The following is a 25297-nucleotide window of genomic DNA, read 5'->3' as shown; positions in this document are numbered from 1 at the left end:
GCTGAGAGTTCGGACACCTGGAGGAGCACATGTCCACGATCGCCGTCACCGGAGCCGGTTCCGGCATGGGCGCCACGCTCACCGAGCGGCTGCGCACGCAAGGCCACACCGTCATCGGCGTCGACCTCAAGAACGCCGACGTCACCGCCGACCTGGGCGACCCCGAGGGCCGCGGCCACGCCGTCGCCGAGATCACCCGCCGCTGCGGCGGCAGACTCGACGGCCTGCTGCCGTTCGCGGGGCTCGCGGCTGGCGCGGGCCGCCCGTCGAGCCTGCTCGTGTCCGTCAACTACTTCGGCGCGATACGCCTGTTGGAGGGCCTGCGCCCGGCGCTCGCCGCCGCCGGGACCTCCTCCGTCGTCCTCGCCTCCTCCAACTCGACCACCACCCAGCCCGACTGGCCGGAACAGGTCGCCGAGGCCTGCCTCGCCGGGGACGAGGCCGAGGCCCGCCGCGTCGCCGACGAGGCGGGCGCGCGGGACGGCGGCCTCGGCGCCTACCCGGCCACCAAGGCCGCCCTCGCCTGGTACGCCCGCACCCGCGCGGCTCACCACCAGGCCGACGGCATCCGGCTCAACGCGGTCGCGCCCGGCTACATCGACACCCCGATGACCCGCGCCGCCGCCGAGGACCCGGCGACCGCCGAGGGCATCCGGCGGTTCCTCGCCTCGATCCCTGCGGGCCGGGCGGGCAGGCCCGAGGAGATCGCCGAACTCGTGGAGTTCCTGCTGTCGCCGAAGTCCGCGTACTGCGTCGGCTCCGTCTTCTGCGCGGACGGCGGCCTCGACGCCCAACTGCGCGCCACGGACTGGCCGAAGGCGTGGCACCCGCAGGGCCTGTAGACGTTCACATCCCACGTCTCACATCCAGGAGTCGGACCGCACCCACCCCAGCAGGTTCGGGATGGTGCGGTCCACCGCCGCGTCGTGCGGCGTCACGTCCGGGGCGGGCGCGTGCCGTGCCGCGCGCCCGGGACCGTTCAGATCCCGCCAGATCGCGCGCGCCGCCCCGTGCAGCAGCGGCGCCGCCAGCTCCAACGGCCGCAGCCCGCCGAGCGAGCCCAGCGACACGGCGGCCACCGCCCGGCCCGCGCCGCGCAACGGCACCGCCGAGCACACCAGCCCCGAGAACGTCTCCCCGCGGTCGTACGCGATGCCCGCCGTGCGCACCCGCGACAGCTCCGAGCAGAACACGTCGGGCCGCGTCACCGTCCGGTGCGTGCGCGGCCGCAGGCCCGCCGCGACGACCTGCTCGATGTCGCCCTTGTCGCCGAACGCCAGGATCGCCTTGCCCGCGGCCGTGGCGTGCGCGGGCAGCCGCGCCCCGATCCGCACCGGGTACGCCCGGTCCGTCGTGTCCCCCACCGACTGCGGCAGCGAACCGGCCCGCTCCAGGCACACCACGTCCGTCACGCCGTCGAGCACGTACAGCTGGACGAGCTTGCCCGTGGCCTCGTGGAGGGCGTCCAGGTGCGGGATCGCCGTGCGGATCAGCCGGTTGTGGTGCGCGGCGAGTCCGCCGTGCTCCAGCATCCGCAGGCCGAGCCGGTAGTCACGGCCCTCCCGGTCCAGCCAGCGCAACTGCACGAGCTGGTCGAGGATGCGGTGCGCGGACGACCGCGACAGGCCGGAACGCTGGATGATCTCGGTCAACGACAGCCGGCCGCGGCCACCGTCGAAGGCCGCGAGAACCTTCTCCGCCTTCTCCAGAAGAGACAGCGGAGCCCCTGCCTCCAGCGCCGTTTCGACCATGAACGGACCTTGCCACGCCGAAGCCCGCTTATCCAGACCCTGTTCCTCAAGCCCCTCCGGCGTTTGGGCAATTCAAGCCCCTGCGGCGTTTGAGCAGCGGGGTCCGGGGCAGAGCCCCGATCTTTCAGCCCCGCCGGCGATTGAGGCGCGGGGTCCGGGGCGGAGCCCCGAGACGTAGGTCGGTAGGCCCCTTCCCACTGACTGGGAACCTCACCTGTCCACCCCCGGCGGAGCCACTTAGCGTCGCCGACATGACCGACCCCACCACCACAAACGTCCTCGCCGCCGTCCGCGCCCTCCTGCCCGCCATCGCGGAGCGCGCCGCCGAAGCGGAGGAACTGCGCAAGGTCCCCGAGTCCACCGTCAAGGAACTGGCCGCGACCGGCTTCTTCCGCCTCCTCCAGCCAAAGCGCTACGGCGGGTACGCCGCCGACCCCACCGTCTTCTACGACGGCGTCAAGGAGATCGCCCAGGCCTGCGGCTCCACCGGCTGGGTCGCCTCCGTCGTCGGCGTCCACCCATGGCACGTGGGCCTCTACGAGCGCCGGGCGCAGGACGAGGTGTGGGGAGAGAACGGCGAGCGCGCCGACACCCGCATCTCCTCCTCATACGCCCCCACCGGCAAGGTCACCCCCGTCGACGGCGGCTTCCGGCTCTCCGGCCGCTGGCACTTCTCGTCCGGCTGCGACCACGCCACGTGGGTGATCCTCGGCGCACTCGTACCCGACGCCGAGGGCAACCTCGTCGACATGCGCTCGTTCCTGCTGCCGAGCGAGGACTACGCGATCAAGGACGTGTGGGACACCGTCGGCCTGCGCGGCACGGGCTCCAACGACATCGTCGTCGAGGACGTCTTCGTGCCCGAACACCGCGCCCTCTCCTTCGGCCCGGTCACCGCCCTCACCCCGCCCGGCGCCGAGGTCAACCCCGAGCCGCTGTACAAGCTCCCCTACGCCGGCGTCTTCACCACCACCATCTCCACCCCGATCGTCGGCATCGCACAGGGCGCCTGGAACGGCTTCGTCGCCGCGACCCGCGAGCGGATCCGCGTCAGCTACGGGCAGAAGGTCGCCGAGGACCCCTTCGCGCAGATCCGCCTCGCCCGCGCCGCGAGCGACATCGACGCGGCCTGGCGGCAGCTGCGCGGCAACATCGCCGAAATGTACGAACTGGCCTGCTCCGGCGCCCCGTTGCCCACCGAGCTGCGCGCCCGCGCCCGCCGCGACCAGGTCCTCGCCACCGAGCGCGCCGCGGCCGCCGTCGACCTGCTGATGGAGAACGCGGGCGGCAACGCGATGCGCACCGGCGCGGGCCCCGCCGGCGTCCAGCGCGCCTGGCGCGACATCCACACCGGCCGCGGCCACGCCGCCAACGACCCGGAGCGCGCCCTGCTCATCTACGGCCAGGACTCCCTCGGCCTGGAGATCCAGGACGTGATGCTGTGATGGCGCCCCACACCTCGCAGAGCACCCGGCACACCTCGCAGAGCACCCGGCGCTCCGTGAAGGCGGCCGGCATCCAACTCGCCTACCACGAGGCCGGTCCCGCCGACGGACCCGTCGTGATCTTCCTGCACGGCGGCGGCCCCGGCGCGAGCGGCTGGTCCAACTTCGGCGCCAACCTGCCGGTCTTCGCCGCCGCCGGATTCCGTACGATCCTGCTCGACCAGGTCTGCTTCGGCGCCAGCGACAAGCCCGAGCTCGACGCCGACTACTGGACGGCCTCCGCCCGCTGCACCGTCGCCCTCATGGACGAACTCGGCATCCAACAGGCCGACTTCGTCGGCAACTCGCTCGGCGGCGGCACCGCGGCCCGGCTCGCCCTCGACTTCCCCGACCGGGCCCGCAAGCTCCTCCTCATGGGCCCAGGCGGCATCTTCCTCAACCTCTTCCACGCCGACCCCACCGAGGGCATCCGGCAGCTCTTCGAGTTCAACGCCGCCGCCGAGCCGACCCGCGAGCAGATGCGGGCCTTCCTCACCACACTCGCGTACGACACGTCGATCGTCACCGACGAGTTCGTCGAGGAGCGCTACCAGCGCGCCATCGACCCCGACGTCCGCCTCGGCACCGCCCGCATGGGCGCCTCCTTCGCCAACCCGGAGTGGGCCGAGCGCACCCAGATCTGGCGCGACGCCGGGAAGATCCCCCACGAGACGCTGCTGACCTGGGGCCGCGAGGACCGCGTCAACCCGATCGACGGCGCGTTCGTCGCCCTCAAGACGATGCCCGACGCCCGCCTGCACGTCTTCCCGAGGTGCGGCCACTGGGCGCAGACCGAGAAGGCCGACGAGTTCAACCGCCTCGCGATCGACTTCTTCACCCACTGAACCGACCTCGTACGGGAGTTACGGATGGACATCCGCGCACTCGGCCACCTGCGCATCGAGACGGCCGACCTCGCCGCCTGGCGCACCTACGTCCTCGACATCCTCGGCATGACCGAGGCCCAGGGCAGCACGGACACGCAGCTCAACGTCCGCATCGACGACCGCATCCACCGCTTCCAGTTCGTCTCCGGTACTCGGGACCGGCTGCTCGCCGCCGGGTTCGAGGTCGCCAACGCCCGCGAACTCGCCCTCGCCGCACAGGAGTTGGAGGCGGCGGGGTACGCCGTGAAGGAGGCCGACGCCGCCACCCTCGCCGACCGCCACGTCCAGGGCCTGATCCACGTCGGCGACCCCGCGGGCAACCCCCTGGAGATCTACTGGGGCCAGGCCCAGGACCACACACCGCTCGCCACGCCCTACGGCAACCGCTTCGTCACCGGCACCGACAACAAGGCGGGCGCCGGCGACCTCGGCCTCGGCCACGTCGTCCTCCCCGCCGTGGAGATCGAGGAGGCCGTCGACTTCTACGAGAACCTCCTCGGCTTCCAGCTCCGCGACTCCATGCGGCTCCCGCTGGCCGCCGTCCCCACCGGAAAGCCCGGCCAGGACACGTACCGCATGTACTTCCTCTCCCCGAACCGCCGCCACCACAGCCTCGGCCTCTACCCCGGCGCCCTGCCGCCCGGCATCGTCCACTTCATGGTCGAGCTGGAACAGCTGGACGACGTTGGCTACGGCCTCGACCGTATGAAGAAGGCCGGATACCCGATCGCCTCCTCCCTGGGCCGGCACTCCAACGACCACATGGTGTCCTTCTACGCCCAGGCCCCCGGCGGCTTCCAGGTCGAGTACGGCTGGGACGGCCTCGTCGTCGACCCGGAGACCTGGGTGGCCAAGGAGATCACCGCCGACTCCCTGTGGGGCCACGAATGGAACGGCTGAGCACCACCATGGCGCCGCCCGCCGACGTGGGGGAGCACGGGGAGGCCATTGACTCGGGGGAGTACCGGGACACCCTGTCCCGGTTCGCCTCCGGCGTCACCGTCATCGCCGGCCTCGACGAGGCCGGCGCCCCGGCGGGCCTCGCCTGCCAGTCCTTCACCTCCCTCTCCCTCGACCCGCCCCTCGTCCTCGTCTGCGTCGCCCGTACGTCGACGAGCTGGGCCCGGATCGCCCCCACCGGCCGCTTCGGGATCTCCGTGCTCGCCGAGGACCAGCGCGCCCTGTGCCGCGCCCTCGGCTCCCGCCGGCCCGACAAGTTCGCCGGCCTCGACTGGCACACCGGGCGGGACCGCGGCAGCGTCCTGATCGACGGCGCCCTCGCCCACCTGGAATGCACGCTCGAACGCACCGTCGACGGCGGCGACCACGAAATCGTCATCGGCCGCGTCACCGCGCTCACCACCCCCCGCGCCGACGGCCGCCCGCTCCTCTTCTTCCGCTCCTTCTTCGGTACCGGCCGCTTCGGCACGGACCAGGAAACGGTGGACCTCTTCGCCCAGTGGCTGTGACACCCGGAACACCAGTGGCTGTGACACCCGGAACACCGGTGGCCGTGCCACACGGGACAATGGGCCCGTGCCTACGAAGAAGAAGTCCCAGTCGACGAACGCGGCGCCCGAGCGGCGCGGCGAGCTCCTGCACACCGCGGCCGAGGTCTTCGCCGAGCAGGGCTACAACGCCACGACCGTCCGCAAGATCGCCGACCACGCGGGCATGCTCGCCGGCAGCCTCTACTACCACTTCGACTCCAAGGAATCGATGCTGGAGGAGATCCTGCGGACCTTCCTCGACGAGCTGTGGTCCGGCTACGACACCGTGCTCGACGACGAGCTGGGGCCGAGGCAGACCCTGGAGGCGCTGGTCACCGAGTCCTTCCGGGAGATCGACCGGCACCGCGCCGCCGTCGCCATCTACCAGCGGGAGTCCCAGCAGCTCGTCGCGCAGGAACGCTTCGCGTTCCTCGCCGAGTCGCAGCGCAGGTTCGAGAAGACCTGGCTGACCACCCTGGAGCGCGGCGTCGCCGACCAGGTCTTCCGCGCCGACCTCGACATCCGCCTCACCTACCGGTTCGTGCGCGACACCGTCTGGGTCGCGGCGTCCTGGTACCGGCCCGGCGGGCGGCACAGTCCCGAGGAGATCGCGCGCCAGTATCTGTCGATGGTTCTGGACGGGATCGCGGTGCGGTGATGTCCCATGCTAGGATTCATGACGTTGCAGTTTTGGTACCCATAGACTTTATGCGCGCCTGACGGGAATGTTCCTCAGGCGCATTATTGTTTTCACCGGGAGAATTTCCCGGTTCCGGCGTTCATTTGGGCGTTCGTGGAATGGGGACTGCTACCTGTTCTTAAGGAGAACGACATGGCCACCGGTATCGTTAAGTGGTTCAACTCGGAAAAGGGCTTCGGCTTCATCGAGCAGGACGGCGGCGGCGCCGACGTCTTCGCCCACTACTCGAACATCGCCACCTCGGGCTTCCGTGAGCTCCAGGAGGGCCAGAAGGTCACGTTCGACGTGACGCAGGGCCAGAAGGGCCCGCAGGCGGAGAACATCCTCCCCGCCTGATCTCGCTCGTAGATCACTCGACGCCGCCGGGCTGACCCGGCGGGCGTCGGATCGAGCATCACCGGGCCGGGGCCCGCACCGCTACGGTGCGGGCCCCGGTTCCTGCTGTCCCGTCCCGGAAGGCATCGCCGCATGGCCAGTTCTGCCCGCCCGTCCCGCCGCAGCCCGCGTCCCGCAGCCGGGCAGCGCCGTGCCCCCGAGCAGCGTCGCAGGCAACAGTCCTCGCCGCCCGCCGAATTCACGATGCCGGAGAACACCACCCCCGCGCTCCCCGCCGTGGACAGCTTCGCCGAACTCGACATGCCGGCCGCCCTTCTGAAGACGCTGGGTGAGCAGGGCGTCACCGAACCGTTCCCCATCCAGGCCGCGACGCTCCCCAACTCGCTCGCCGGACGGGACCTCCTCGGCCGCGGCCGCACCGGCTCCGGCAAGACCCTCGCCTTCGGCCTCCCGCTGCTCACCCACACGACCGGCGCCAAGGCCGAGCCGAAGTCCCCTCTCGCGCTCGTCCTCGTCCCCACGCGTGAGCTCGCGCAGCAGGTCACCGACGCCCTCACCCCATACGCCACCGCGCTGAAGCTGCGTATCGCGACGGTCGTCGGCGGCATGTCGATCTCCCGGCAGGCGGGCCAGCTGCGCCGCGGAGCCGAGGTCGTCGTCGCGACCCCGGGCCGCCTCAAGGACCTCATCGAGCGCGGCGACTGCGTGCTCGGCTCGGTGCGTACGACGGTCCTCGACGAGGCCGACCAGATGGCCGACATGGGCTTCATGCCGCAGGTCACCGCGCTCCTGAAGCAGGTCGAGGCGGGCGGCCAGACGATGCTGTTCTCCGCGACGCTCGACAAGAACGTGGACCGGCTCGTCAAGCAGTTCCTCAACGACCCCGTCGTGCACTCCGTCGACCCGTCCGCGGGCGCGGTGACGACGATGGAGCACCACGTCCTGCACGTCCTGGACGAGACCGACAAGAAGGCCGTCACCGCGCGCATCGCCGCCCGCGAGGGACGCGTCATCCTCTTCGTCGACACCAAGCGCTCCGCCGACCGGCTGGCCAAGCGGCTCCTCGCCGCCGGCGTGTACGCGGCTCCGCTGCACGGCGGCCGCAGCCAGCCGCAGCGCAACCGCACCCTGGAGCAGTTCAAGGACGGCCGGGTCACCGCGCTCGTCGCCACGAACGTCGCCGCCCGCGGCATCCACGTCGACGACCTCGGCCTCGTCGTCAACGTCGACCCGCCCACCGAGCACAAGGACTACCTGCACCGCGGCGGCCGCACCGCCCGCGCAGGCGAGTCCGGCAGCGTCGTCACCCTGGTCCTGCCCGAGCAGAAGCGCGACGTGCAGCGCCTGATGCGCGACGCGAAGATCCAGCCGCGCACGACGCAGGTCCGCTCCACGGACGAGGCGCTGACGCAGATCACCGGCGCGCGCGAGCCGTCCGGTGTCGCCGTGGCCATCGCCGTGCCGGAGCCGACCGCTCCCGCCGCCGCGGCCAAGCCGCGCCGCTCCCGCCGCTCCCGCGGGGGTTCGGGCAACGGCAACGGCAATGGCAACGGCGGCCGCGCGGCAGCCACCGAAGGCCAGCGCACGGGCTCGGGCGGCGGCGGCAACCGCCGCCGCTCCGGATCGCCCAACGCCGGCCAGCCCACCTCCACCACCGGCAACCGCCGCAGCCCCCGCGGCCGCGGCGGCCCCCGCCAGGCCGCCTGACCCGAGCCACAAGCCCGGCGGGGTTGTGTTCAAGCCCCGCCGGTACGTGAGGTTCGGGGCCAATTCAAGCCCCGCCGGCGATTGAGGCGCGGGGTCCGGGGCGGAGCCCCGCGGCCTCCGCCCCGTGGCGGCGCAACACGTCACCCCACCAGCCGCGCCCTCAGCACCCCCACCACACGGCGATCCACCCCAAGCCCCTCGGCCACATACCGTTCCAGACCGCCGAAGGCATTCCGCACCTGCCGACGCGCCGCATCCAGATACTCCATCCGCACCTCCTGGACAGGTATCAGCAGCTCCGGATGGTGCATGAGCCCCGCCTGCCGCAGCCCCTCACGAACCTCGGCATCATGCGCGGCGCGAAACGCGTTCGACGCCAAGTAGTCACCCTCCGCCGCCCGTTGACCCACACCGAGCAGGCTCAGCAGGACGTACGTCATCCAGCCCGTACGGTCCTTGCCCGACGTGCAGTGGTAGAGCAGCGCGCCGCGCCCACCGAACGCCGCATCCCGGAGCGTCGCCGCGAACCGCGCGCGGTTGGCTGCGTCGGTCACGAACATCCGGTACGTGGTACGCATCGCGGCGGCCGCTTTGCCGTCCCCCAGCACCTCCTGCTGCACCGCCGGGTCCTTGGAGCCGATCGCGGCCATCATCCGCTCGTACTGGCCGCCGTCGGAGACGGACCGCGCGGTCACCGGCAGACCCGCGGGCAGCCGGTCGGCGCCGTCCGAGCGCACCTCGAACGGCACCCGGAAGTCGACCACTTGGTCGAGGCGCAGACCGGCGACCCGCGCCACGTCCGCGTCGGTGAGTTCGCTCAGCGCGTCGGCCCGGTAGACGAGGCCGTACCGGACCAGGCCGCGCCCCCGCGCGCGGTAGCCGCCGATGTCCCGGACGTTCACCGCCCCTTCGAGCGGGATCTGCCGGATGCCACCGGTGGCCGACCCGGTGTCCGGCCTTGCCCGCGACGGCGCCGCCGCGACGGCGGGGGCACCGGCGAGCGCCGCGACCGTGCCGAGCGCGGCGCCGAGCGCACCACGCCGCGAGAACGCCGCTGTGTGCGCGTGCCCTGTTCTGTACGTGTGCGACATACATGAACTCCCTTGTAAAGGTGGGCAGTTGTCGTGACCAGGCCAGGGTGGCCAGGTCGGTTCAGGGTGGAGTGGGAAGCGACTCCAGCGTCTTACGGGCCTCGGTCATCACACGCTCGACCAGCTCCGCGCAGCTGGGCAGGTCCTCTATCAGGCCCGCCACCTGTCCGGAGGCCATGACGCCCAGGTCGGTGCGGCCCTCGACCATGGAGGCCCTCAGGAGCATCGGGGTGTTCGCGGCCAGCAGCACCTGGCTCCACGTGAGGTCCTTGCCGTGCTTCATGGCCAGGCCGTCCCGCACCATCTGCGGCCAGCTCAGGCCCGAGAGCTTCTTGAAGCCCGTGGCGCGACGCACGGCGTGCAGCAACGCGCGCGTGTGCCCCGCGTTCTCCAGGGAGTCGACCAGTTCCGAGCGCAGCATGCGGTGCGGCAGACCGTCCACCGCCGTCGTCACCGTGACGTCCTTGACGCTCGCCGCCAGGTACTTCGCCTTCACCGCGCCCGGCACCGTCGAGTCCGACGTCAGCAGGAAACGGGTCCCCATGGCGACCCCCGCCGCCCCGTAGGCCAGCGCCGCGACCAGGCCCCGGCCGTCACGGAAACCGCCCGCCCCGACCACCGGGATGTCGACGGCGTCCACCACCTGCGGCAGCAGCACCGACGTCGCCACCTCCCCGGTGTGCCCGCCGCCCTCGCCGCCCTGCACGATCACCGCGTCCGCGCCCCACGCCGCGACCTTCTCGGCGTGCCGGCGCGCCCCGATCGACGGGATCACGACGGCGCCCGCGTCCTTCAGCTCGGCGATCAGCTCGCGCGAGGGGGCCAGCGCGAACGAGGCGACCTTCACGCCCTCGTCGACGATCACCTTGACCCGCTCGCGCGCGTCCCCCGCGTCGGCCCGCAGGTTCACCCCGAAGGGCTGGTCCGTGCGCGACTTCACCTCGCGGACGGCGGCGCGCAGCTGGTCGAGCGTCATGGTGGCGGACGCCAGGATGCCGAGCGCCCCCGCGTTCGCCGCCGCTGACACCAGGCGCGGCCCCGCGACCCACCCCATGCCGGTCTGCACGATGGGGTGGCGCACGCCGGTGAGCCGGGTCAGGGGCGTCGGGATCGTGAACGCGGCGGATTCCGGGGCCGGTTCGGAAGGCGGCGTCATACCGGCTTGACCTCCCGGCCCCGCGTCGCCTTCGGGTCGATGACCTCCCGGATCAGCCGCAGCTCCTCGGCCGTGGGCTCCCGCGTGGACGGCACCTCGCCGCTCTCGGGGAGCACCAGCGCGAACCCTGTCGCCTCCTGGACCTCCGCCACCGTGACGCCCGGATGCACGGACACCAGTCGCATCGCGTGGTCGTCGGTGTCGAAGTCCAGGACGGCCAGATTCGTCACCACGCGCGGGATGCGATGGAACCGCGTCGCCGACGGGCCCGCGGCGGCCGCGCTGTCGTAGCCCACCCCGCTGATCATGTCGACCTTCTCGACGAAGACCCGGCGGCTGTGCTTGGGGACCCAGTAACTCACCGGATTGTTCAGCGTGTTGACCGGGGCACCGCGCACTCCGAGGAGCTGCCGGTCCGGCCGCTCCCAGTCGCCGATGCACGAGATGTTCTGGTTGCCGAACCGGTCGACCTGGCTCGCCCCCATCATCACGTGCCGCTTCCCGCCGGTGACCATCGTCAGATGCTGCCGGTACGGGAGCCAGCCCTCCGCCGCGCCGTCGAGCCCGACCACCATCGCCTCGCCGTCGGTCAGCAGCAGACCGGGGGAGAAGGTGCGCTTGGCCAGCCGCGCCCCCACGGACGGGATCAGGCCCATCGGGCTCGCCAGCACCTCCCCGTTGTCCCGCCAGGCCTCGGCGCACGCGATCACGCAGTACTCGGCGCGGGACACATCTGTCGTGGTGGCACTGCTGGTGACGCTCACTTCTGCTCCTCGTGCCAGGCCTGGACGGCGGACTGGTACTGCTTCTCGTCACCGCCGGGCGGCAGGAACCGCTCGGCGAACTCGGGCCAGGGCGTGCTCGCGTACAGCTTCTGGAACGGCTCGTCGCGTCCGTAGTCGGGCACGCAGGACGTGAAGTGCGCTCCGCCCGGCGTCTCCACGACTCCCGTCACGGAATGCCGCTTGACCAGCAGAGTCTGCGGCACGGTGTCGGGCCCGAAACCGTCGACCAGCTGCTCGCACGACACGTACGCGCTGTCCGCCGCCTCGCAGAACAGGTCGTCGAAGTACGGGTCCGGGCCCAGATACTGGCCGTTGCCCGCGCGGTCCGCCCGGTTCACGTGCACCAGGGCCGCGTCGAGGCGCAGCGCCGGCATCGCGACGAACGTCTCCCCGTCCTCGTACGGCGACGTCACCGTCCGCAGCCCCGGGTTGACGCGCATGACGTCCGAGCCGATCCCCGCCCGAACAGGCAGGAACGGCAGCCGGTTCGCCGCCGCGTGCAGCCCCCACATGAACATCGCCTCGTCGACCTCCATCAGCTCGAACGCACCCTGCTGGCGCGCCGCCCTGAAGTTCGGCTCGAGCGGGATGGAGTCGAGCGTCGCGAACGCCGCGACCAGCTTGCGGATCTTCCCGGCCGCCGCGAGCAGCCCGACGTCCGGACCCCCGTACGAGACGACGGTCAGGTCCGTGATGTCACTACGCAGCAACGCCCGCACCAGCGCCATGGGTTTGCGGCGCGAACCCCAGCCGCCGATGCCGATCGTCATGCCGCTGCGCAGCCGCCCGACCACGTCCTCGGGCGTCAGCGTCTTGTCCGTCCCACCTGTCTGGCCTGTCGTATCCGTCTTGTCCGGTGCGGTCATCGCTCGGTCTCCTGTCCGAAGGTGTCGCGGACCCGGTCGGCGACCCCGCTCAGGTTCGCCTCGAAGGTGAAGCCCTGCTCGAAGCGGTAGCTGCGGTGCACGTCGACGGGGTCGATCCCGTTGAGCGCGGACTTGGCGAGGCGGAGCAGATAACCGTCCTTGCGGGCGATGTCGCGGGCCAGCTCCAGGGCCGCCTCGCGCAGCTGCTCCCTCGGTACGACCCGCCACACCGAGCCGTGCGCCTGCAGTTCGGCGGCCGTCGCCGTGCGGGACGTGTAGAACAGTGCGCGCATCAAGTGCTGCGGGACGAGGCGGGCCAGGTGCGTGGCCGCGCCGAGCGCGCCCCGGTCCAGCTCGGGCAGGCCGAACGTCGCGTCGTCGCTCGCCACGATCGCGTCCGCGTTCCCCACGAGGCCGATGCCGCCGCCCAGACAGAACCCGGCGACCGCCGCGACCACCGGGACCTCGCACTGGTAGACCGCCGAAAACGCCTCGTAGCAGCCGCGGTTGGCGCCGACCAGGGCGCTGTGGCCGCCGCAGGCCGAGGCCGTCTCGCGCTGCATCTCCTTGATGTCCACCCCCGCGTTGAACCCACGGGAGGTCTCGGCCGCGGTCAGCACGACGCAGCGCACATCGGGATCGCGGCCCGCGGCGCGGACGGCGTCCGACAGGTCGTACCAGCCCCGCACCGGCAGTGCGTTGACGGGTGGGAAGTCGACCGTGACGACGGTGATGCCCTTTTCGGGTGAGGAGGTGGAGACACCCATGGCGTTCAGCTACCTTTCCACCTAACGTTTGTTTGGTACGCCGATGACGGTAGCAGGCGGCGAGGGCCGGCGGAATGGGTCGGCGCGAGAGGGGCCCGAAAGGGTCGGGAAAGGGAGCGGGATGGATCTGAGCGGTCGGGTCGTCGTCGTCACGGGCGGGACGAGGGGAGTGGGCGCCGGGATCGCGGGCGCCTTCGCGCGGGCCGGGGCGCGGGTGATCACCTGCGCCCGCAGGCCACCCGAAACCCCCGTGGACGGCTGCGAGTTCATACCCGTCGACCTGCGGGACGCGGCAGCCGTGGAGGAGCTGTTCGCGGGCCTCGACCGGGTGGACGTGCTGGTGAACAACGCGGGGGGCACGCCGTACCGCCCGCTCGCGGAGGCGGACGCGGTCCGGCACGCGCGCGTGCTCGAGCTGAACCTGACGGCGGCGCTGACCGCGTCCCTGGCCGCCCGCGAGAAACTCGACGCCGCGCACGGCTCGATCGTCATGATCGGCAGCGTCAGCGGCAGCCGCCCCTCGCCCGGCAGCGCGGCGTACGGAGCGGCGAAGGCGGGCCTGGAGCACCTCGCGCGGTCCATGGCCGTGGAGTGGGCGCCCCGAATCCGGGTGAACACGCTGGTGCTCGGCATGGTCCGTACCGAACTGAGCGAACTGCACTACGGGGACGAGGCGGGCATCGCCGCGGTGGGCGCGACCGTGCCCATGGGGCGCCTGGCCGAGCCGCGCGAGGTCGGTGACGCCGCGGTGTTCCTGGCGTCGGACGCCGCCTCGTACATCACCGGGGCGAGCCTGCTGATGCACGGCGGCGGTGAGCTCCCCGCGTTCCTGGACGCGGCAACTGCCAACAAGGAGGCGTGAGATGACGGATGCGAAGCCGGCCGACGGCAGCAGCGGAGGCCTGTGCGCGGGGCGGGTGGTCGCCGTCACGGGAGCGGGGCGCGGACTCGGGCGCGCGCACGCCCTCGCGTACGCGGCCGAGGGCGCGAAGGTCGTCGTGAACGACCTGGGGGTGGGCCTGGACGGCGCCCCCGCCCCCGACAGCCCGGCGGCCCAAGTGGTCCAGGAAATAGCGGCGTTGGGCGGCGAGGCGGTGGCGCACGGCGGCGACATAGCGACCTCCGAGGGTGCCGCCTCACTCGTCGCGGCGGCCGTCGACACCTTCGGGCGCCTCGACACGCTGGTGAACAACGCCGGGTTCCTGCGCGACCGGATGCTGGTCAACCTCGACGAGGACGACTGGGACGCCGTGATGCGGGTCCACCTCAAGGGCCACTTCCTGCCGCTCAAGCACGCCGCCGCGTACTGGCGGGCGGAGTCGAAGGCGGGCCGTACCCCGGTGGCCCGCGTCGTCAACACCTCCTCCGGAGCAGGCCTGTTGGGGTCCGTCGGGCAGGGCAACTACAGCGCGGCGAAGGCCGGGATCCTCGGACTGACCCTGGTCGCGGCAGCCGAGATGGGGCGCTACGGCGTGCAGGTCAACGCGATAGCGCCGGCCGCCCGCACCCGGATGACCGAGGCGACGTTCGCCGAGACCATGGCGGCGCCCGGGACCGGAGCCTTCGACGCGATGGCGCCGGAGAACGTGTCACCGCTCGTCGTATGGCTCGGCTCGGGGGCCGCCGCGGACGGGGTGACCGGCCGGGTCTTCGAGGTGGAGGCGGGCCGGATCACCGTGATGGAGGGCTGGCGGCCCGGCCCGACCGTCGACAAGGAAGAGCGGTGGACACCGGCGGGCGCGGGGGACACGGCCCGCGAACTGCTGGCGCGCGCGGCCGTACCGGGAGGTGTGTACGGGGCGTCGTAACACCCACGCGGCGCCCTGCCACCGATCGACCACATCAAGCCCCGCCGGCGATTGAGGCGCGGGGTCCGGGGCAGAGCCCCGCGGCCCCCGCCCCGCCGCGGCCCCGCCGAAGGGGCTACGTGTCGCACTCCCATACCGTCCGGCACAGCCCGCACCGCGCCCGCACCCTGCCGCGCACCGGCACCCGGATCCGCTGATGACACGTCGGGCACGCGAACGCCACCCGCAGACCGCCACTGCGCCCCGACGACCCGTCCGCCGCGGCCGAGAACGCGTACGGGCCCGCCGGATCGAGCCCCCGCGGCCCGTGGTCCTGCGCGTACCGGCGGTCCTTGGCGTAGCGCCGCCGGCCCGCCCAGCCCGCCGCGGTCAACGGCGGCTGCCGCTCGTCGCGCCGCGCCTGCTCAAGACCCCGCTCGTACGCCGAGTACGCCTGCGGACTCGTGAACCACGTCTCCGGGCCCTCACCGAAGGTGAGGGCCCGCTTCGCGAGCACGTACCCGAACTCCTCCGGCGTCAGATAGCCCAGCTTCTGTGAAGACGCCGCATCCTCCCGATAGGCGTCAAGGAGCAGCCAGCCCGCACCCAGATACGTAGCGGCCGTATCGGTCAGGATCTCGTTGTCCCGCGTCCCCGGCAGCGACAGATCGAGGCGGTGCAGATACACGTGCATGATCTCGTGGGCGAGCGCCGCGCCGATGTCCCGGCGATGCGTACGGAACCGGTCGTTCAACTCGATGAAGTACTCCGGGCCCGCCGCCAGTTCCACGCTCGCCGCATGCCGCATCTCCCGGAAACTCACGATCATCCGCGCGTCGGGGAGCCGGTAGTGCAGCACCAGCTCACGCGCCACCCGCTGCACACCCAGATACAGATCGTCGACGTCACTGAACGCCACGTCGGCCGGGGCGACGCTCGACGAGAACGTCCGCACCGTGTCGTAGGAGAGCCGCCTGTAGAGCGCCGTGATCGCCGTCCGCACCGTCTCCAGGTGCGGATAGCCGTGCACCACCGGTCCGCCGTCCGCCACGCGCGCACCCCCTGGGTCCGCCGGGCCGGTACCCGGCGACTCCAGAGTACGGCCATTAATCCAAGACCTGCCGCCCCTTTGTCCATGGGCACCTCGCCCCGCCCGGCGCATCGTGATCGACACGCCAAGCCGCCGTGAGAAGGAGTGCGCCGTGCCCGAGCAGCCCCAAGGCCAGCCGCCGGAGAACGCCGAGAACTCGGAGAGCTCGAAGGGCGGGGAGGCGGAGCCGGTCTCCACGGGGGAACCCACGGAGGGTCTCCGTACAGGCCCCAGCCGCAGGGCTCTCGTCACCGCCGGGGCGGTCGGCGGGGCGAGCGTCGCACTCGGCCTCACCCTCACCGGCACCGCCCGCGCCGCGACCACCACGGACACCGCGACCGCCGCCTCCGGCGTCGCCGTCATCCGCTCCCGCGACCTCGTCGTCCGCGTCAGTACCGCCTTCCCCCTCGTCGTCTCCTACACCGAGCGCGCCACCGGCGCCGTCCTGCACGCCCAGCCCGATCCGGTCACGACGCTGCTGATCGACGGCGCCGAGCACACCCCGAAGGTGACGTGCACGCCCGCCGCCGACCACGCCGACTACCGCCTCACCCTCACCGGCGGCACCACCATCGACATCCGTATCACCGTCGACGGGCACCAGGTCGACTGGCGCGTCACGAAGATCAGCGACACCGCGCAACTGCGCGTCGGCACCCTCCAGTTCCCCGGCCTCGCCCTGCTGTCCGTCCACAGCGACCAGCCCGGCGCCGCCCTCCTCGCCGCCACCGTGCAGCTCGACAAGGCCAAGAGCGGCGACACCCTCATCACCCCGACCACCGAAAGCCCCGCCCAGGCGCCCACCGGGTGCGCCTACGCCGTCGTCGCCCACGACCGGCTCGGCGGCGCGATCGAGACCAACACCAGCTACGACAAGCCCGACGGCGCCGCCGGAACCACCTGGGAGAACGGCCGCCTGTGGCGCGAGACCGTGCGCCGCGACGGCCACACCGCCGCCCGCCTCGCCCCCGGCCAATGGACACACCGCGCCGCCACCGCCCCGGTCGACGCCACCGAACCCCTCCCGTACGCGACGGTCGTCGTCACCGGGGACCGCAACGGCGACGGCAAGGTCGACTGGCAGGACGCCGCCATCGCCTTCCGCGACATCGCCCACAGCCCGCGCGGCGCCGACGAACAGCACCTGCGCGTCGTCCCGCACATCCCGTTCAACTTCGCGTCACAGGCGACGAATCCGTTCCTCGCGACCCTCGACAACGTCAAACGGATCCACCTGGCCACCGACGGACTGCGCCAGTACACCCTCCTCAAGGGGTACCAGTCCGAGGGCCACGACTCCGCGCACCCCGACTACGCCGGGAACTACAACACGCGCGCGGGCGGCCTCGACGACCTCAACACCCTGGTCCGCGAGGGCAAGAAGTGGAACAGCGACTTCGGCGTCCACGTAAACGCCACCGAGTCCTACCCCGTCGCCAACGCCTTCTCCGAGACACTCGTCGACAAGAGCGACGAACAGTGGGACTGGCTCGACCAGAGCTACCGCATCGACCAGCGCCGCGACCTCGTCTCCGGCGACATCGTCAAGCGCTTCGCCGACCTGCGCCGCGACACCGACGACGGCCTCAACACCCTCTACATCGACGTGTTCCGCGAGTCCGGCTGGACCTCCGACCGCCTCCAGCGCACCTTCCGCGACCAGGGCTGGAACGTCACGTCCGAATGGGGCCACGGCTTCGAACGGTCCTCGCTGTGGTCCCACTGGGCCACCGAGACCGACTACGGCCCCGACACCTCACGCGGCATCAACTCGAAACTCATCCGCTTCATCCGCCACCACCAGAAGGACGTCTTCGCCGACAAGTGGCCCACCCTCCTCGGCGTCGCCCGCATGGGCAACTTCGAGGGCTGGGTCGGCAAGACCGACTGGACCGCCTTCTACCGCCTCATCTGGACGCACTCGCTGCCCGCCAAGTACCTCCAGGCGCAGCCCGTCAAGATCTGGGGCGAGCACGAGATCACCTTCTTCGGCGCCACGAGAACCAGCGTCACCGACGCCTCCGGCGCCCGCCGTATCACCACCGACGGCCGCCTCGTCTACGACGCCGGCACCTACCTGCTGCCGTGGGAACCGCGCAAGGCCGCCGACCCGGCGAAGCTGTACCACTACAACCCCGAGGGAGGCAGAACCAGTTGGCGTCTCCCGCGCGCGTGGGAGGGCAGAAGCAAGGTGGCCCTGTACCGACTCACCGACCAGGGCCGCGCCTTCGTCTCGTACGTCACCGTGTCCGGCGGCAAGGTGACGCTGAAGGCCGACGCCGACCAGCCCTACGTCCTCTACCGGGACCGCGACGACCTCGCCCGCGAGCCCGCCTGGGGCCAGGGCACGCCGCTGCACGACCCCGGCTTCAACTCCGGCTCCCTCAAGGGCTGGACGGTCGCCGGACCCGCCTCGGTCGAACGCAGCACCCTCGGCGACCACGAACTCGTCATCGGCCCCGGCGCCGCCGCCACCGTCTCCCAGCGCCTCACCCGGCTCGCCCCCGGCGGCTACGCCGCGTCCGTCCAGGTCGAGGTCGGCGCCAAGGCGGGGGAGCGGCGCACGGCCACCCTGGAGGTGCGCACCGTCGACGGAGTGAGCGCCGCCAACCGGACCGACACCTCCACCGCCGGCAACCACGTCGCAGCCGACCGCAAGCACGACACCCGCTTCCAGCGGATGACCACGTACTTCACCGTGCCGGACGGCGGCGGCCCCGTCACCCTCGCGCTGCGCGCCGCGGCCGGATCGGCGCGGATCCGCTTCGACAACGTACGCATCGTCAAGGCGCCCGCACCCGACGACCCACAACACACGCTGGTCCGCGAGGACTTCGAACACGTCCCGCAGGGCTGGGGCCCCTTCGTGAAGGGCGACGCGGGAGGCTCCACCGACCCGCGCACCCACATCGCCCAGCGCCACGCGCCGTACACCCAGCGCGGCTGGAACGGCAAGGCGATCGACGACGTCGTCGACGGCACCCAGTCCCTCAAGTCGCGCGGGGAGAACACCGGCCTCGTCTACCGCACCGTCCCGCACACAGCCCGCTTCGAGCCCGGCAAGCGGTACCGGGTCTCCTTCCGCTACGAGAACGAGAAGGCCGGCCAGTACGCCTGGATCACCGCGGTCGACGACCCGGAGGCCAAGGAGCTGTCCCGCAAGGAGCTGCCCGTGGCCACGGAACCCACGACGCTGACCTACGAGTTCACGGCGCCGGACAAGGGGGAGACCTGGGTCGGGCTGCGCAAGACGGGCGACGACGGCACCGCCGAATTCGTCCTGGACACCTTCGAGGCCACCGAGCTCGCCTGAGCGACTGGGCGGGGGCCGGGCGGGGCCGGGCGAGGGTTCGGCCGAGGTCGGGCGACCGCGTGCCCGCGCGGCCGCCCGGCTCGCGTGCTTGCCCGGCCGCCCGACCTCCGCCCGGTCGTCGGTCTCGTGGCCGGCCGCCGCGGGCCGGCCCGCCTCAGCGCAACACGACCCGTGGGTCCCCCGCCCGGTCGAGCTCCAGGACCCACACGTCGTTCGCGCCCTCGCGCAGCACCGGGCCCGGCACGTACAGGGCCTCCTGCGGCCCCACCGACCAGTAGCGGCCCAGGCAGAAGCCGTTCACCCACACGAAGCCCCGCCCCCAGCCCGGCAGTTCGAGGGCCGCGTCCCCGGCCCCGGACACCTGGAAGGAGCCCCGGTACAGGCCCCGCCCCTCGCCCTCCACCGCCACCGCCACCGCCACCGCCACCGACGCCGACGCCGACACCGACGTGGACGGCAGAGCGGCCACCCCGGAAGCCGTGAAGGCGTCCAGGCGCAGCCCCCGCGCCCGCACCCCGTGCAGGAACTGCCGCTCGTGCAGCAGCCCGCCGGTGATCCCCTTCGGCTCACCCGTGCGCGGCCCGTAGTTGACGCGCCCCAGGGACTCCACCCACAGCTCTACGCGCGCGTGCCCGGCCACGTCCTCGGCCAGCTGCGGCTCCTCCTCCGTGAGCACCCCGGCCCGCTCCCCGTCGACGTACACGACCGCCAGATCCCGCAGCCCGCGCGCTCGCAGCGGATACGGCTGCCGTGGCCCCGGCACCGTCACCGCGTACCGCACCAGGCCACGGTCCACGTCAAGGTCCTCGAACGACGGCGGCACCGCGTGCTCCGTCTCGGGGCCACCCAGCGCCTCAAACACCCCGTCCAGGGCCGTGAACGCCGTCAGCGCGGCCGTGACCGGGCCCGCGAGCGCCGCCGGCTGCTGCGGCACCTCCGGCAGCGGGCCTTCCGCGTACGCGGCGAGCACCTCACGGAACAGCCAGAACTTCTCCGTGGGGCGGCCGAACTCGTCGATCGGGGCGTCGTAGTCGTACGACGTGACATCCGGCTCAAGCGGCCCGTCGTGCAGCGCGCCACCACCCCGGTTCGCGCCCGCCCAGCCCCCGAAACTCGTCCCGCCGTGCGCCATGTACAGGTTCACGGACGCCCCGCACTCCAGGACCTCCCGCAGCGCCTGCGCCGCCTCCCGCGGATCCCGTACGACGTGCTTCGCACCCCAGTGGTCGAACCAGCCGCACCAGAACTCCATGCACATCAGAGGGCCCTCGGGCTGGTGCCTACGTAGCGTCGAGAAGGCCTCACGCGCGCGGGAGCCGAAGTTCACCGTCGCAAGCACCCCCGGAACCGAACCCCCGCTCAGCATGTGATCCTCGGGCCCGTCCGACGTGAACAGCGGCACCGTCACCCCGAGCCCCACAAGAAGGTCGGCGACAGCCCGCACATAGTGCTGGTCCGAGCCGTAGCTGCCGTACTCGTTCTCCACCTGCACCATCAGCACAGGACCGCCCCGGTCGACCTGCCGCTCGACGATCTGCGGCAACAACACCCCGAACCAGCGCTCCACCGCCGCCATGAACTCCGCGTCACGGGTCCGCGCCCGCGCCCCCAGCGGCCCCGTCACCCAGTGCGGAAGCCCCCCGCTCTCCCACTCCGCACAGATGTAGGGCCCCGGCCGCACGATCACCCACAGCCCCTCCCGATGCGCCGCATCCAGGAAGCGCCCCACCGCCGCCGCGTCGCGCACCTCACCGGGGCGCGGCTCGTGCAGATTCCACGGCACGTACGTCTCCACACAGTTCAGGCCCATCGCCCGCAGCATCCGCAGCCGGTGCGCCCACTGCTCCTCGTGCACCCGGAAGTAGTGCAAGGCCCCCGACAGCAGCCGCACCGGCCGCCCGTCCACCTCGAAGTCGTCCCCGCCCACCCGGAAATCCGTCATCACGTGCTCCTCATCGACCGATGGGCGCGGCACCCACCGGCCGCCACCCTCACCTCTGGCGGCCGACGGGGTCCATGGACAAAGATCGGCCGGTGTTGGACGGGGACGCCCGCACGCACCACTACGGGAGGGGACAAATGCCCACGTACCACACCTGGATGCGGTACTTCACGCCCAGCCCGGCCCACCACCGCCTCGGCCTCGTCTGCCTCGGCGTCGGACTCCAGCACGGGCCGCTGCCCACCGTCGGACCCCGCACCCTCGACCACCACGTCGCCGTCGTCGTCACCGCGGGCAGCGGCTGGTACCAGGACACCGAAGGACCCCGCCGCACCGTCACCGCACCCGCCCTGATCTGGCTCGCGCCCGGCCGCCCCCACCACTACGGAGCCGACCCCGACACCGGCTGGGACGAGTGCTTCGTCGACTTCACCGGGCCCGCCACCACCACGTACACCGAACTCGGCTACATCGAACCCGACCGCCCCGTCGTCCCGCTCGCCGACGCCACCCAGCCCCGCGCCGCCGTCGCCCGCATCGCCCGCGCCGCCCGCCGCGGCAACCCGCTCCTCGAAGTGGAGACCGGCGCCGCCGTCCACGAACTCCTCGTCTCCCTGCGCCGCGCCCGCGCCGACCTCGCCCCCGACGGCGACCCCGTCCTCCAGGCACTCGCCCGCGACGCCTTCCAGCCGCTGTCCGTCGCCGCACACGCCGCCCGGCACGGCATGACCCCCGCCGAACTGCGCACCGCCGTCCGCCGCGGCGCAGGCATGAGCCCCAAGGACTACCTCCTCGGCATCCGCCTCGGCCGCGCCAAGGAACTCCTCGCCGCGACAGAACTCCCCGTCGCCGCCGTCGCCCGCCGCGTCGGCTACGACGACCCCGCCTACTTCTCCCGCCTGTTCACCCGCCGCGTCGGTACCGCGCCCGTCCGCTTCCGCGAACAACAGGGTCGCGCGGTGCCCGGCGGCTGGTCCGACAAGATCCCCGACCCCGACGACCCACCCATGCTCCACGTAGGCTGATCCGTCATGACCACCAGCAAGCCGAACGACAAGCCGGCAGCCGACCCGGCCGTGCGCGCCGAGCTCGCCCGCCTGCGCGACAGCATCGACAACATCGACGCCGCCGTCGTCCACATGCTCGCCGAGCGCTTCAAGTGCACCCAGCAGGTCGGCCACCTCAAGGCCCAGCACGAGCTGCCCCCGGCGGACCCGGCCCGCGAATCCCGCCAGATCGAACGCCTCCGCCAACTCGCGGAGAGCGCGAAGCTGGACCCCGCCTTCGCCGAAAAATTCCTCAACTTCATCATCAGCGAGGTAATCCGCCACCACGAACAAATCGCAGCCCAGTCAAGCCCCGCCGACAACCATTCAAGCCCCGCTGGCAACCATTCAAGCCCCGCCGGCGATTGAGGCGCGGGGTCCGGGGCAGCGCCCCGATCTTTCCAGCCCCTGCGGCGCTTGAGCAGCGGGGCCCGGGGCAGAGCCCCGAGAGCTCAACCCCGGCAGCCCGCCACACGACTCACCCTGTCCCGATGTCAGTGGCATGCGGCAGCATGATCGCATGCCCGTACTGACACGCAGCGAAGCGCAAACCCGAGCCCAGCTCATCGACGCCCAGCAGTACACCGTGGACCTCGACCTCACCGTCGGAGACACCACCTTCGACTCCCGCACCGTGATCCGGTTCACCGCACACACCGCGGGCGACACCTTCGTCGAGCTCAAGCCCGCCGACCTGCGCTCCGCCACCCTCGACGGGCAGCCCCTCGACCCCACGACCCTCGCCGACAACCGGCTCCCGCTCACCGGCCTCACCGAAGGCACCCACGAGCTGAGCATCGACGCCGCCATGCGCTACTCGCACACCGGCGAGGGCATGCACCGCTTCACCGACCCCACCGACGGCGAGACATACGCGTACACGCAGCTGTTCATGGAAGACGTCCAGCGCGTCTTCGCCGCCTTCGACCAGCCCGACCTCAAGGCGACCTTCGACCTCACCGTCACCGCCCCCGAAGGCTGGACCGTCCTCGCCAACGGCGTCACCGAACACCTGGGGGAGGGCCGCTGGCAGGCCGCCACGACCCCGCTGCTCTCCACCTACCTGATCGCCGTCGCCGCAGGCCCCTGGCACTCCGTCCGCACCGAACACCGCGGCCTCCCCTTCGGCCTGCACTGCCGCCGCTCCCTCGCGCCCTACCTGGACGCCGACGCCGAGGAAATCCTCGACGCCACGCGCGCGTGCTTCGACCGCTACCACGAGAAGTTCGAGGAGCCCTACCCCTTCGACTCCTACGACCAGGCCTTCGTCCCCGAGTTCAACGCCGGCGCCATGGAGAACCCCGGCCTCGTCACCTTCCGCGACGAGTTCGTGTACCGCTCCGCCGTCACCGACACCGAACGGCAGACCCGCGCCATGGTCATCGCCCACGAGATGGCCCACATGTGGTTCGGCGACCTCGTCACTCTCAAGTGGTGGGACGACATCTGGCTCAACGAGTCGTTCGCCGAGTACATGGGCTACCAGACCCTCACCGAGGCCACGCGCTACACCGACACCTGGATCGACTTCGGCGTCGCCCGCAAATCCTGGGGATACGACGCCGACCAGCGCCCCTCCACCCACCCCGTCGCCCCCGAATCCGTCCCCGACACAGCCTCCGCACTCCTCAACTTCGACGGGATCTCCTACGCCAAGGGCGCCTCGGCGCTGCGCCAACTGGTCACCTGGCTCGGCGAGAAGGACTTCCTCGCCGGTATCAACACCCACTTCAAGCGCCACAAGTTCGGCAACGCCACCCTCGCCGACTTCATCGATTCCCTCGCCTCCGGCACCGAACGCGACGTCCACGCCTGGGCCGACGCGTGGCTGCGCACCACCGGCGTCGACACCCTCACCACATCCGTCTCCGAGGGCGACGGCACGTGGGCACTCACCGTCGACCGCGACGGCAGCCGCCCCCACCGCATCGCGATCGGCCTCTACGACCACGCCCCCGCCGACGCACACGGATTCGTCCTACGCGAACGCCTCGACGTGGAGGTCCCCTCTGGTGAGCGCGAGTCGACCTTCCGCGACGGCCGCCGCCCCGCCCTGATCGTCCCCAACGACCAGGACCTCACCTACGCCAAGATCCGCCTCGACACCGCATCCGAGGAAGCCGCCCTGCGCGGCCTGTCCGGCATCCCCGACGCACTCACCCGCACCATCGTGTGGAACACACTGCGCGACATGGTCCGCGACGGCGAACTCCAGCCCGCCACCTACCTGGAGACCGTCGCCACCCACCTCCCCGAGGAGAGCGACCTCGCCCTCGTCCAGGGCGTCCTCACCTTCGCCCACACGCAGGTCGCCGACCGGTACACCCACCCCGCCGAGCGGCCCGAAGCCCTCGACGTCATCAACACCCTGTGCGAAGACCTCGTCCGCCGCACCGAGGACGGCAGCCACCCGGGGCTCCGCCTCACCGCCGTACGTCACCTCATCGACGCCGCACGGCACGCCGACGTCATCCGCGACTGGTACGACTCCGGAGCCGTCCCCGGCGGACCCGAACTCGACCCCGAACTGCGCTGGCGCATCCTCGGCCGGCTCAGCGTCCTCGGCGCCGTCGACGAAGCCGTCATCGAGGCCGAACTCGCCCACGACCCCAGCGCCACCGGCCAAGAAGGCGCCGCCCGCTGCCGCGCCGCACTGCCCGACCCGCAGACCAAGGCGGAAGCCTGGGCCGCGATGTTCACCACGAACCCGGACGACGACCTGTCCAACTACCTCTTCACCGCCACGGCACAAGGCTTCTGGCAGCCCGAACAGACCGACCTCCTGCGGAGCTACGTCCCCCGCTACTTCACCGACGCCACCGCGCTCGCCGCACGCCGCGGCCCCGCGCTCGCCGAGGCGGCGGGCCGCCACGCGTTCCCCGTGTACGCCATCGACCCAGACACGCTCAGCGTCGGCGAGGCCCGCCTGGCCGACACCACGTCCGCGCCCATCCCGGCCCTGCACCGCAAACTGGCCGACCAACTCGACGACCTGAGCCGCGCATTGAGAGTCCGCGGGGCGTAGCGCCCCCGAAGGCCATGTATCAAGCCCCTGCGGCGATTGAGCAGGCTTTTCAAGCCCCGCCGGCGTTTGAGGCG

Annotated in this window: 22 protein-coding genes; 14 read left to right on the top strand and 8 right to left on the bottom strand. The window is 71.9% G+C overall.

Going from position 1 to position 25297, the window contains the following annotated elements; genetic code table 11:
• The first annotated feature begins 29 nt into the window (after positions 1 to 29).
• Positions 30 to 842 carry an SDR family oxidoreductase gene (locus tag ACIRHA_RS24685; RefSeq protein WP_403849603.1) on the top strand — a complete coding sequence of 271 codons (813 nt, stop codon included), beginning with the start codon at positions 30 to 32 and terminating at the stop codon, positions 840 to 842.
• 18 nt (positions 843 to 860) lie between these two features.
• Here the strand turns inward: ACIRHA_RS24685 and ACIRHA_RS24680 are convergent, their stop codons facing one another.
• Complete coding sequence (locus ACIRHA_RS24680; protein WP_403849600.1) at positions 861 to 1751, bottom strand: IclR family transcriptional regulator; 891 nt, start codon at positions 1749 to 1751, stop codon at positions 861 to 863.
• A 251-nt stretch (positions 1752 to 2002) separates the two neighbouring features.
• Between ACIRHA_RS24680 and hsaA the strand changes: the two genes are divergently transcribed.
• From hsaA to ACIRHA_RS24645, 7 genes are all read left to right on the top strand, one after another.
• Positions 2003 to 3196, top strand: a complete 1194-nt coding sequence (hsaA, locus tag ACIRHA_RS24675; protein WP_403849597.1) for a 3-hydroxy-9,10-secoandrosta-1,3,5(10)-triene-9,17-dione monooxygenase oxygenase subunit — start codon at positions 2003 to 2005, stop codon at positions 3194 to 3196.
• Positions 3196 to 4080, top strand: coding sequence for a 4,5:9,10-diseco-3-hydroxy-5,9,17-trioxoandrosta-1(10),2-diene-4-oate hydrolase (gene hsaD / locus ACIRHA_RS24670; RefSeq protein ID WP_403849594.1), 885 nt, complete (start codon positions 3196 to 3198; stop codon positions 4078 to 4080). Before hsaA ends, hsaD begins: the two co-directional genes overlap by 1 nt.
• Positions 4081 to 4104: 24 nt before the next feature.
• Positions 4105 to 5022 (top strand): VOC family protein, encoded by a 918-nt coding sequence (locus ACIRHA_RS24665; RefSeq protein ID WP_403849591.1) that lies wholly within the window; start codon positions 4105 to 4107, stop codon positions 5020 to 5022.
• Positions 5010 to 5591 carry a flavin reductase family protein gene (locus tag ACIRHA_RS24660; RefSeq protein ID WP_403849588.1) on the top strand — a complete coding sequence of 194 codons (582 nt, stop codon included), beginning with the start codon at positions 5010 to 5012 and terminating at the stop codon, positions 5589 to 5591. Before ACIRHA_RS24665 ends, ACIRHA_RS24660 begins: the two co-directional genes overlap by 13 nt.
• Before the next feature lie 67 nt (positions 5592 to 5658).
• Positions 5659 to 6270, top strand: coding sequence for a TetR/AcrR family transcriptional regulator (locus ACIRHA_RS24655; RefSeq protein ID WP_403849585.1), 612 nt, complete (start codon positions 5659 to 5661; stop codon positions 6268 to 6270).
• A 174-nt stretch (positions 6271 to 6444) separates the two neighbouring features.
• Complete coding sequence (locus ACIRHA_RS24650; RefSeq protein ID WP_266720703.1) at positions 6445 to 6648, top strand: cold-shock protein; 204 nt, start codon at positions 6445 to 6447, stop codon at positions 6646 to 6648.
• A 132-nt stretch (positions 6649 to 6780) separates the two neighbouring features.
• Positions 6781 to 8355, top strand: a complete 1575-nt coding sequence (locus tag ACIRHA_RS24645) for a DEAD/DEAH box helicase (RefSeq protein ID WP_403849582.1) — start codon at positions 6781 to 6783, stop codon at positions 8353 to 8355.
• 140 nt (positions 8356 to 8495) lie between these two features.
• Here the strand turns inward: ACIRHA_RS24645 and ACIRHA_RS24640 are convergent, their stop codons facing one another.
• The 5 genes from ACIRHA_RS24640 to ACIRHA_RS24620 all read right to left on the bottom strand — a co-directional run bounded on the left by ACIRHA_RS24640 (position 8496) and on the right by ACIRHA_RS24620 (position 13020).
• Positions 8496 to 9446: a tyrosine-protein phosphatase gene (locus ACIRHA_RS24640; RefSeq protein ID WP_403849579.1), complete on the bottom strand. Its 951-nt coding sequence runs from the start codon at positions 9444 to 9446 to the stop codon at positions 8496 to 8498.
• A 61-nt stretch (positions 9447 to 9507) separates the two neighbouring features.
• Positions 9508 to 10557: an NAD(P)H-dependent flavin oxidoreductase gene (locus tag ACIRHA_RS24635; protein ID WP_403850142.1), complete on the bottom strand. Its 1050-nt coding sequence runs from the start codon at positions 10555 to 10557 to the stop codon at positions 9508 to 9510.
• Between the two features lie 41 nt (positions 10558 to 10598).
• Complete coding sequence (locus tag ACIRHA_RS24630) at positions 10599 to 11366, bottom strand: CoA-transferase subunit beta (protein WP_403849576.1); 768 nt, start codon at positions 11364 to 11366, stop codon at positions 10599 to 10601.
• Positions 11363 to 12253, bottom strand: a complete 891-nt coding sequence (locus ACIRHA_RS24625; RefSeq protein ID WP_403849573.1) for a CoA transferase subunit A — start codon at positions 12251 to 12253, stop codon at positions 11363 to 11365. Before ACIRHA_RS24625 ends, ACIRHA_RS24630 begins: the two co-directional genes overlap by 4 nt.
• A complete protein-coding gene (locus ACIRHA_RS24620) occupies positions 12250 to 13020 on the bottom strand; it encodes an enoyl-CoA hydratase family protein (RefSeq protein WP_403849570.1) in 771 nt (256 codons plus the stop codon). The genes ACIRHA_RS24625 and ACIRHA_RS24620 overlap by 4 nt, the downstream gene beginning before the upstream one ends.
• A 121-nt stretch (positions 13021 to 13141) precedes the next feature.
• On the opposite strand from ACIRHA_RS24620, the gene ACIRHA_RS24615 reads away from it, so the two are divergent.
• On the top strand, positions 13142 to 13882 hold the full coding sequence (locus ACIRHA_RS24615; RefSeq protein WP_403849567.1) for an SDR family oxidoreductase: 741 nt from the start codon (positions 13142 to 13144) through the stop codon (positions 13880 to 13882).
• A gap of 1 nt (position 13883) precedes the next feature.
• Complete coding sequence (locus tag ACIRHA_RS24610; RefSeq protein WP_403849564.1) at positions 13884 to 14828, top strand: SDR family oxidoreductase; 945 nt, start codon at positions 13884 to 13886, stop codon at positions 14826 to 14828.
• 115 nt (positions 14829 to 14943) lie between these two features.
• Here the strand turns inward: ACIRHA_RS24610 and ACIRHA_RS24605 are convergent, their stop codons facing one another.
• A complete protein-coding gene (locus ACIRHA_RS24605; protein ID WP_403849561.1) occupies positions 14944 to 15858 on the bottom strand; it encodes a hypothetical protein in 915 nt (304 codons plus the stop codon).
• Positions 15859 to 16009: 151 nt separating this feature from the next.
• Here ACIRHA_RS24605 and ACIRHA_RS24600 point away from each other — a divergent pair, with 151 nt between their 5' ends.
• Positions 16010 to 19210 (top strand): endo-alpha-N-acetylgalactosaminidase family protein, encoded by a 3201-nt coding sequence (locus ACIRHA_RS24600; RefSeq protein ID WP_403849558.1) that lies wholly within the window; start codon positions 16010 to 16012, stop codon positions 19208 to 19210.
• Between the two features lie 154 nt (positions 19211 to 19364).
• Here ACIRHA_RS24600 and ACIRHA_RS24595 read toward each other — a convergent pair whose 3' ends face one another.
• Positions 19365 to 21152 carry a beta-galactosidase family protein gene (locus ACIRHA_RS24595; RefSeq protein WP_403849555.1) on the bottom strand — a complete coding sequence of 596 codons (1788 nt, stop codon included), beginning with the start codon at positions 21150 to 21152 and terminating at the stop codon, positions 19365 to 19367.
• A gap of 137 nt (positions 21153 to 21289) precedes the next feature.
• On the opposite strand from ACIRHA_RS24595, the gene ACIRHA_RS24590 reads away from it, so the two are divergent.
• The 3 genes from ACIRHA_RS24590 to pepN all read left to right on the top strand — a co-directional run bounded on the left by ACIRHA_RS24590 (position 21290) and on the right by pepN (position 25223).
• Positions 21290 to 22177, top strand: a complete 888-nt coding sequence (locus tag ACIRHA_RS24590) for a helix-turn-helix domain-containing protein (RefSeq protein WP_403849552.1) — start codon at positions 21290 to 21292, stop codon at positions 22175 to 22177.
• 6 nt (positions 22178 to 22183) lie between these two features.
• Positions 22184 to 22567, top strand: coding sequence for a chorismate mutase (locus ACIRHA_RS24585; RefSeq protein WP_403849549.1), 384 nt, complete (start codon positions 22184 to 22186; stop codon positions 22565 to 22567).
• Between the two features lie 151 nt (positions 22568 to 22718).
• Positions 22719 to 25223: an aminopeptidase N gene (pepN, locus tag ACIRHA_RS24580; protein WP_403849546.1), complete on the top strand. Its 2505-nt coding sequence runs from the start codon at positions 22719 to 22721 to the stop codon at positions 25221 to 25223.
• The last annotated feature ends 74 nt before the right edge of the window (positions 25224 to 25297 follow it).

The organism is Streptomyces sp. NPDC102360, assembly GCF_044766085.1.
Classification (GTDB): Bacteria; Actinomycetota; Actinomycetes; order Streptomycetales; family Streptomycetaceae; genus Streptomyces.
The sequence above is the reverse complement of the archived record's forward strand: the minus strand, read 5'-3'. Positions and strand labels throughout refer to the sequence as shown.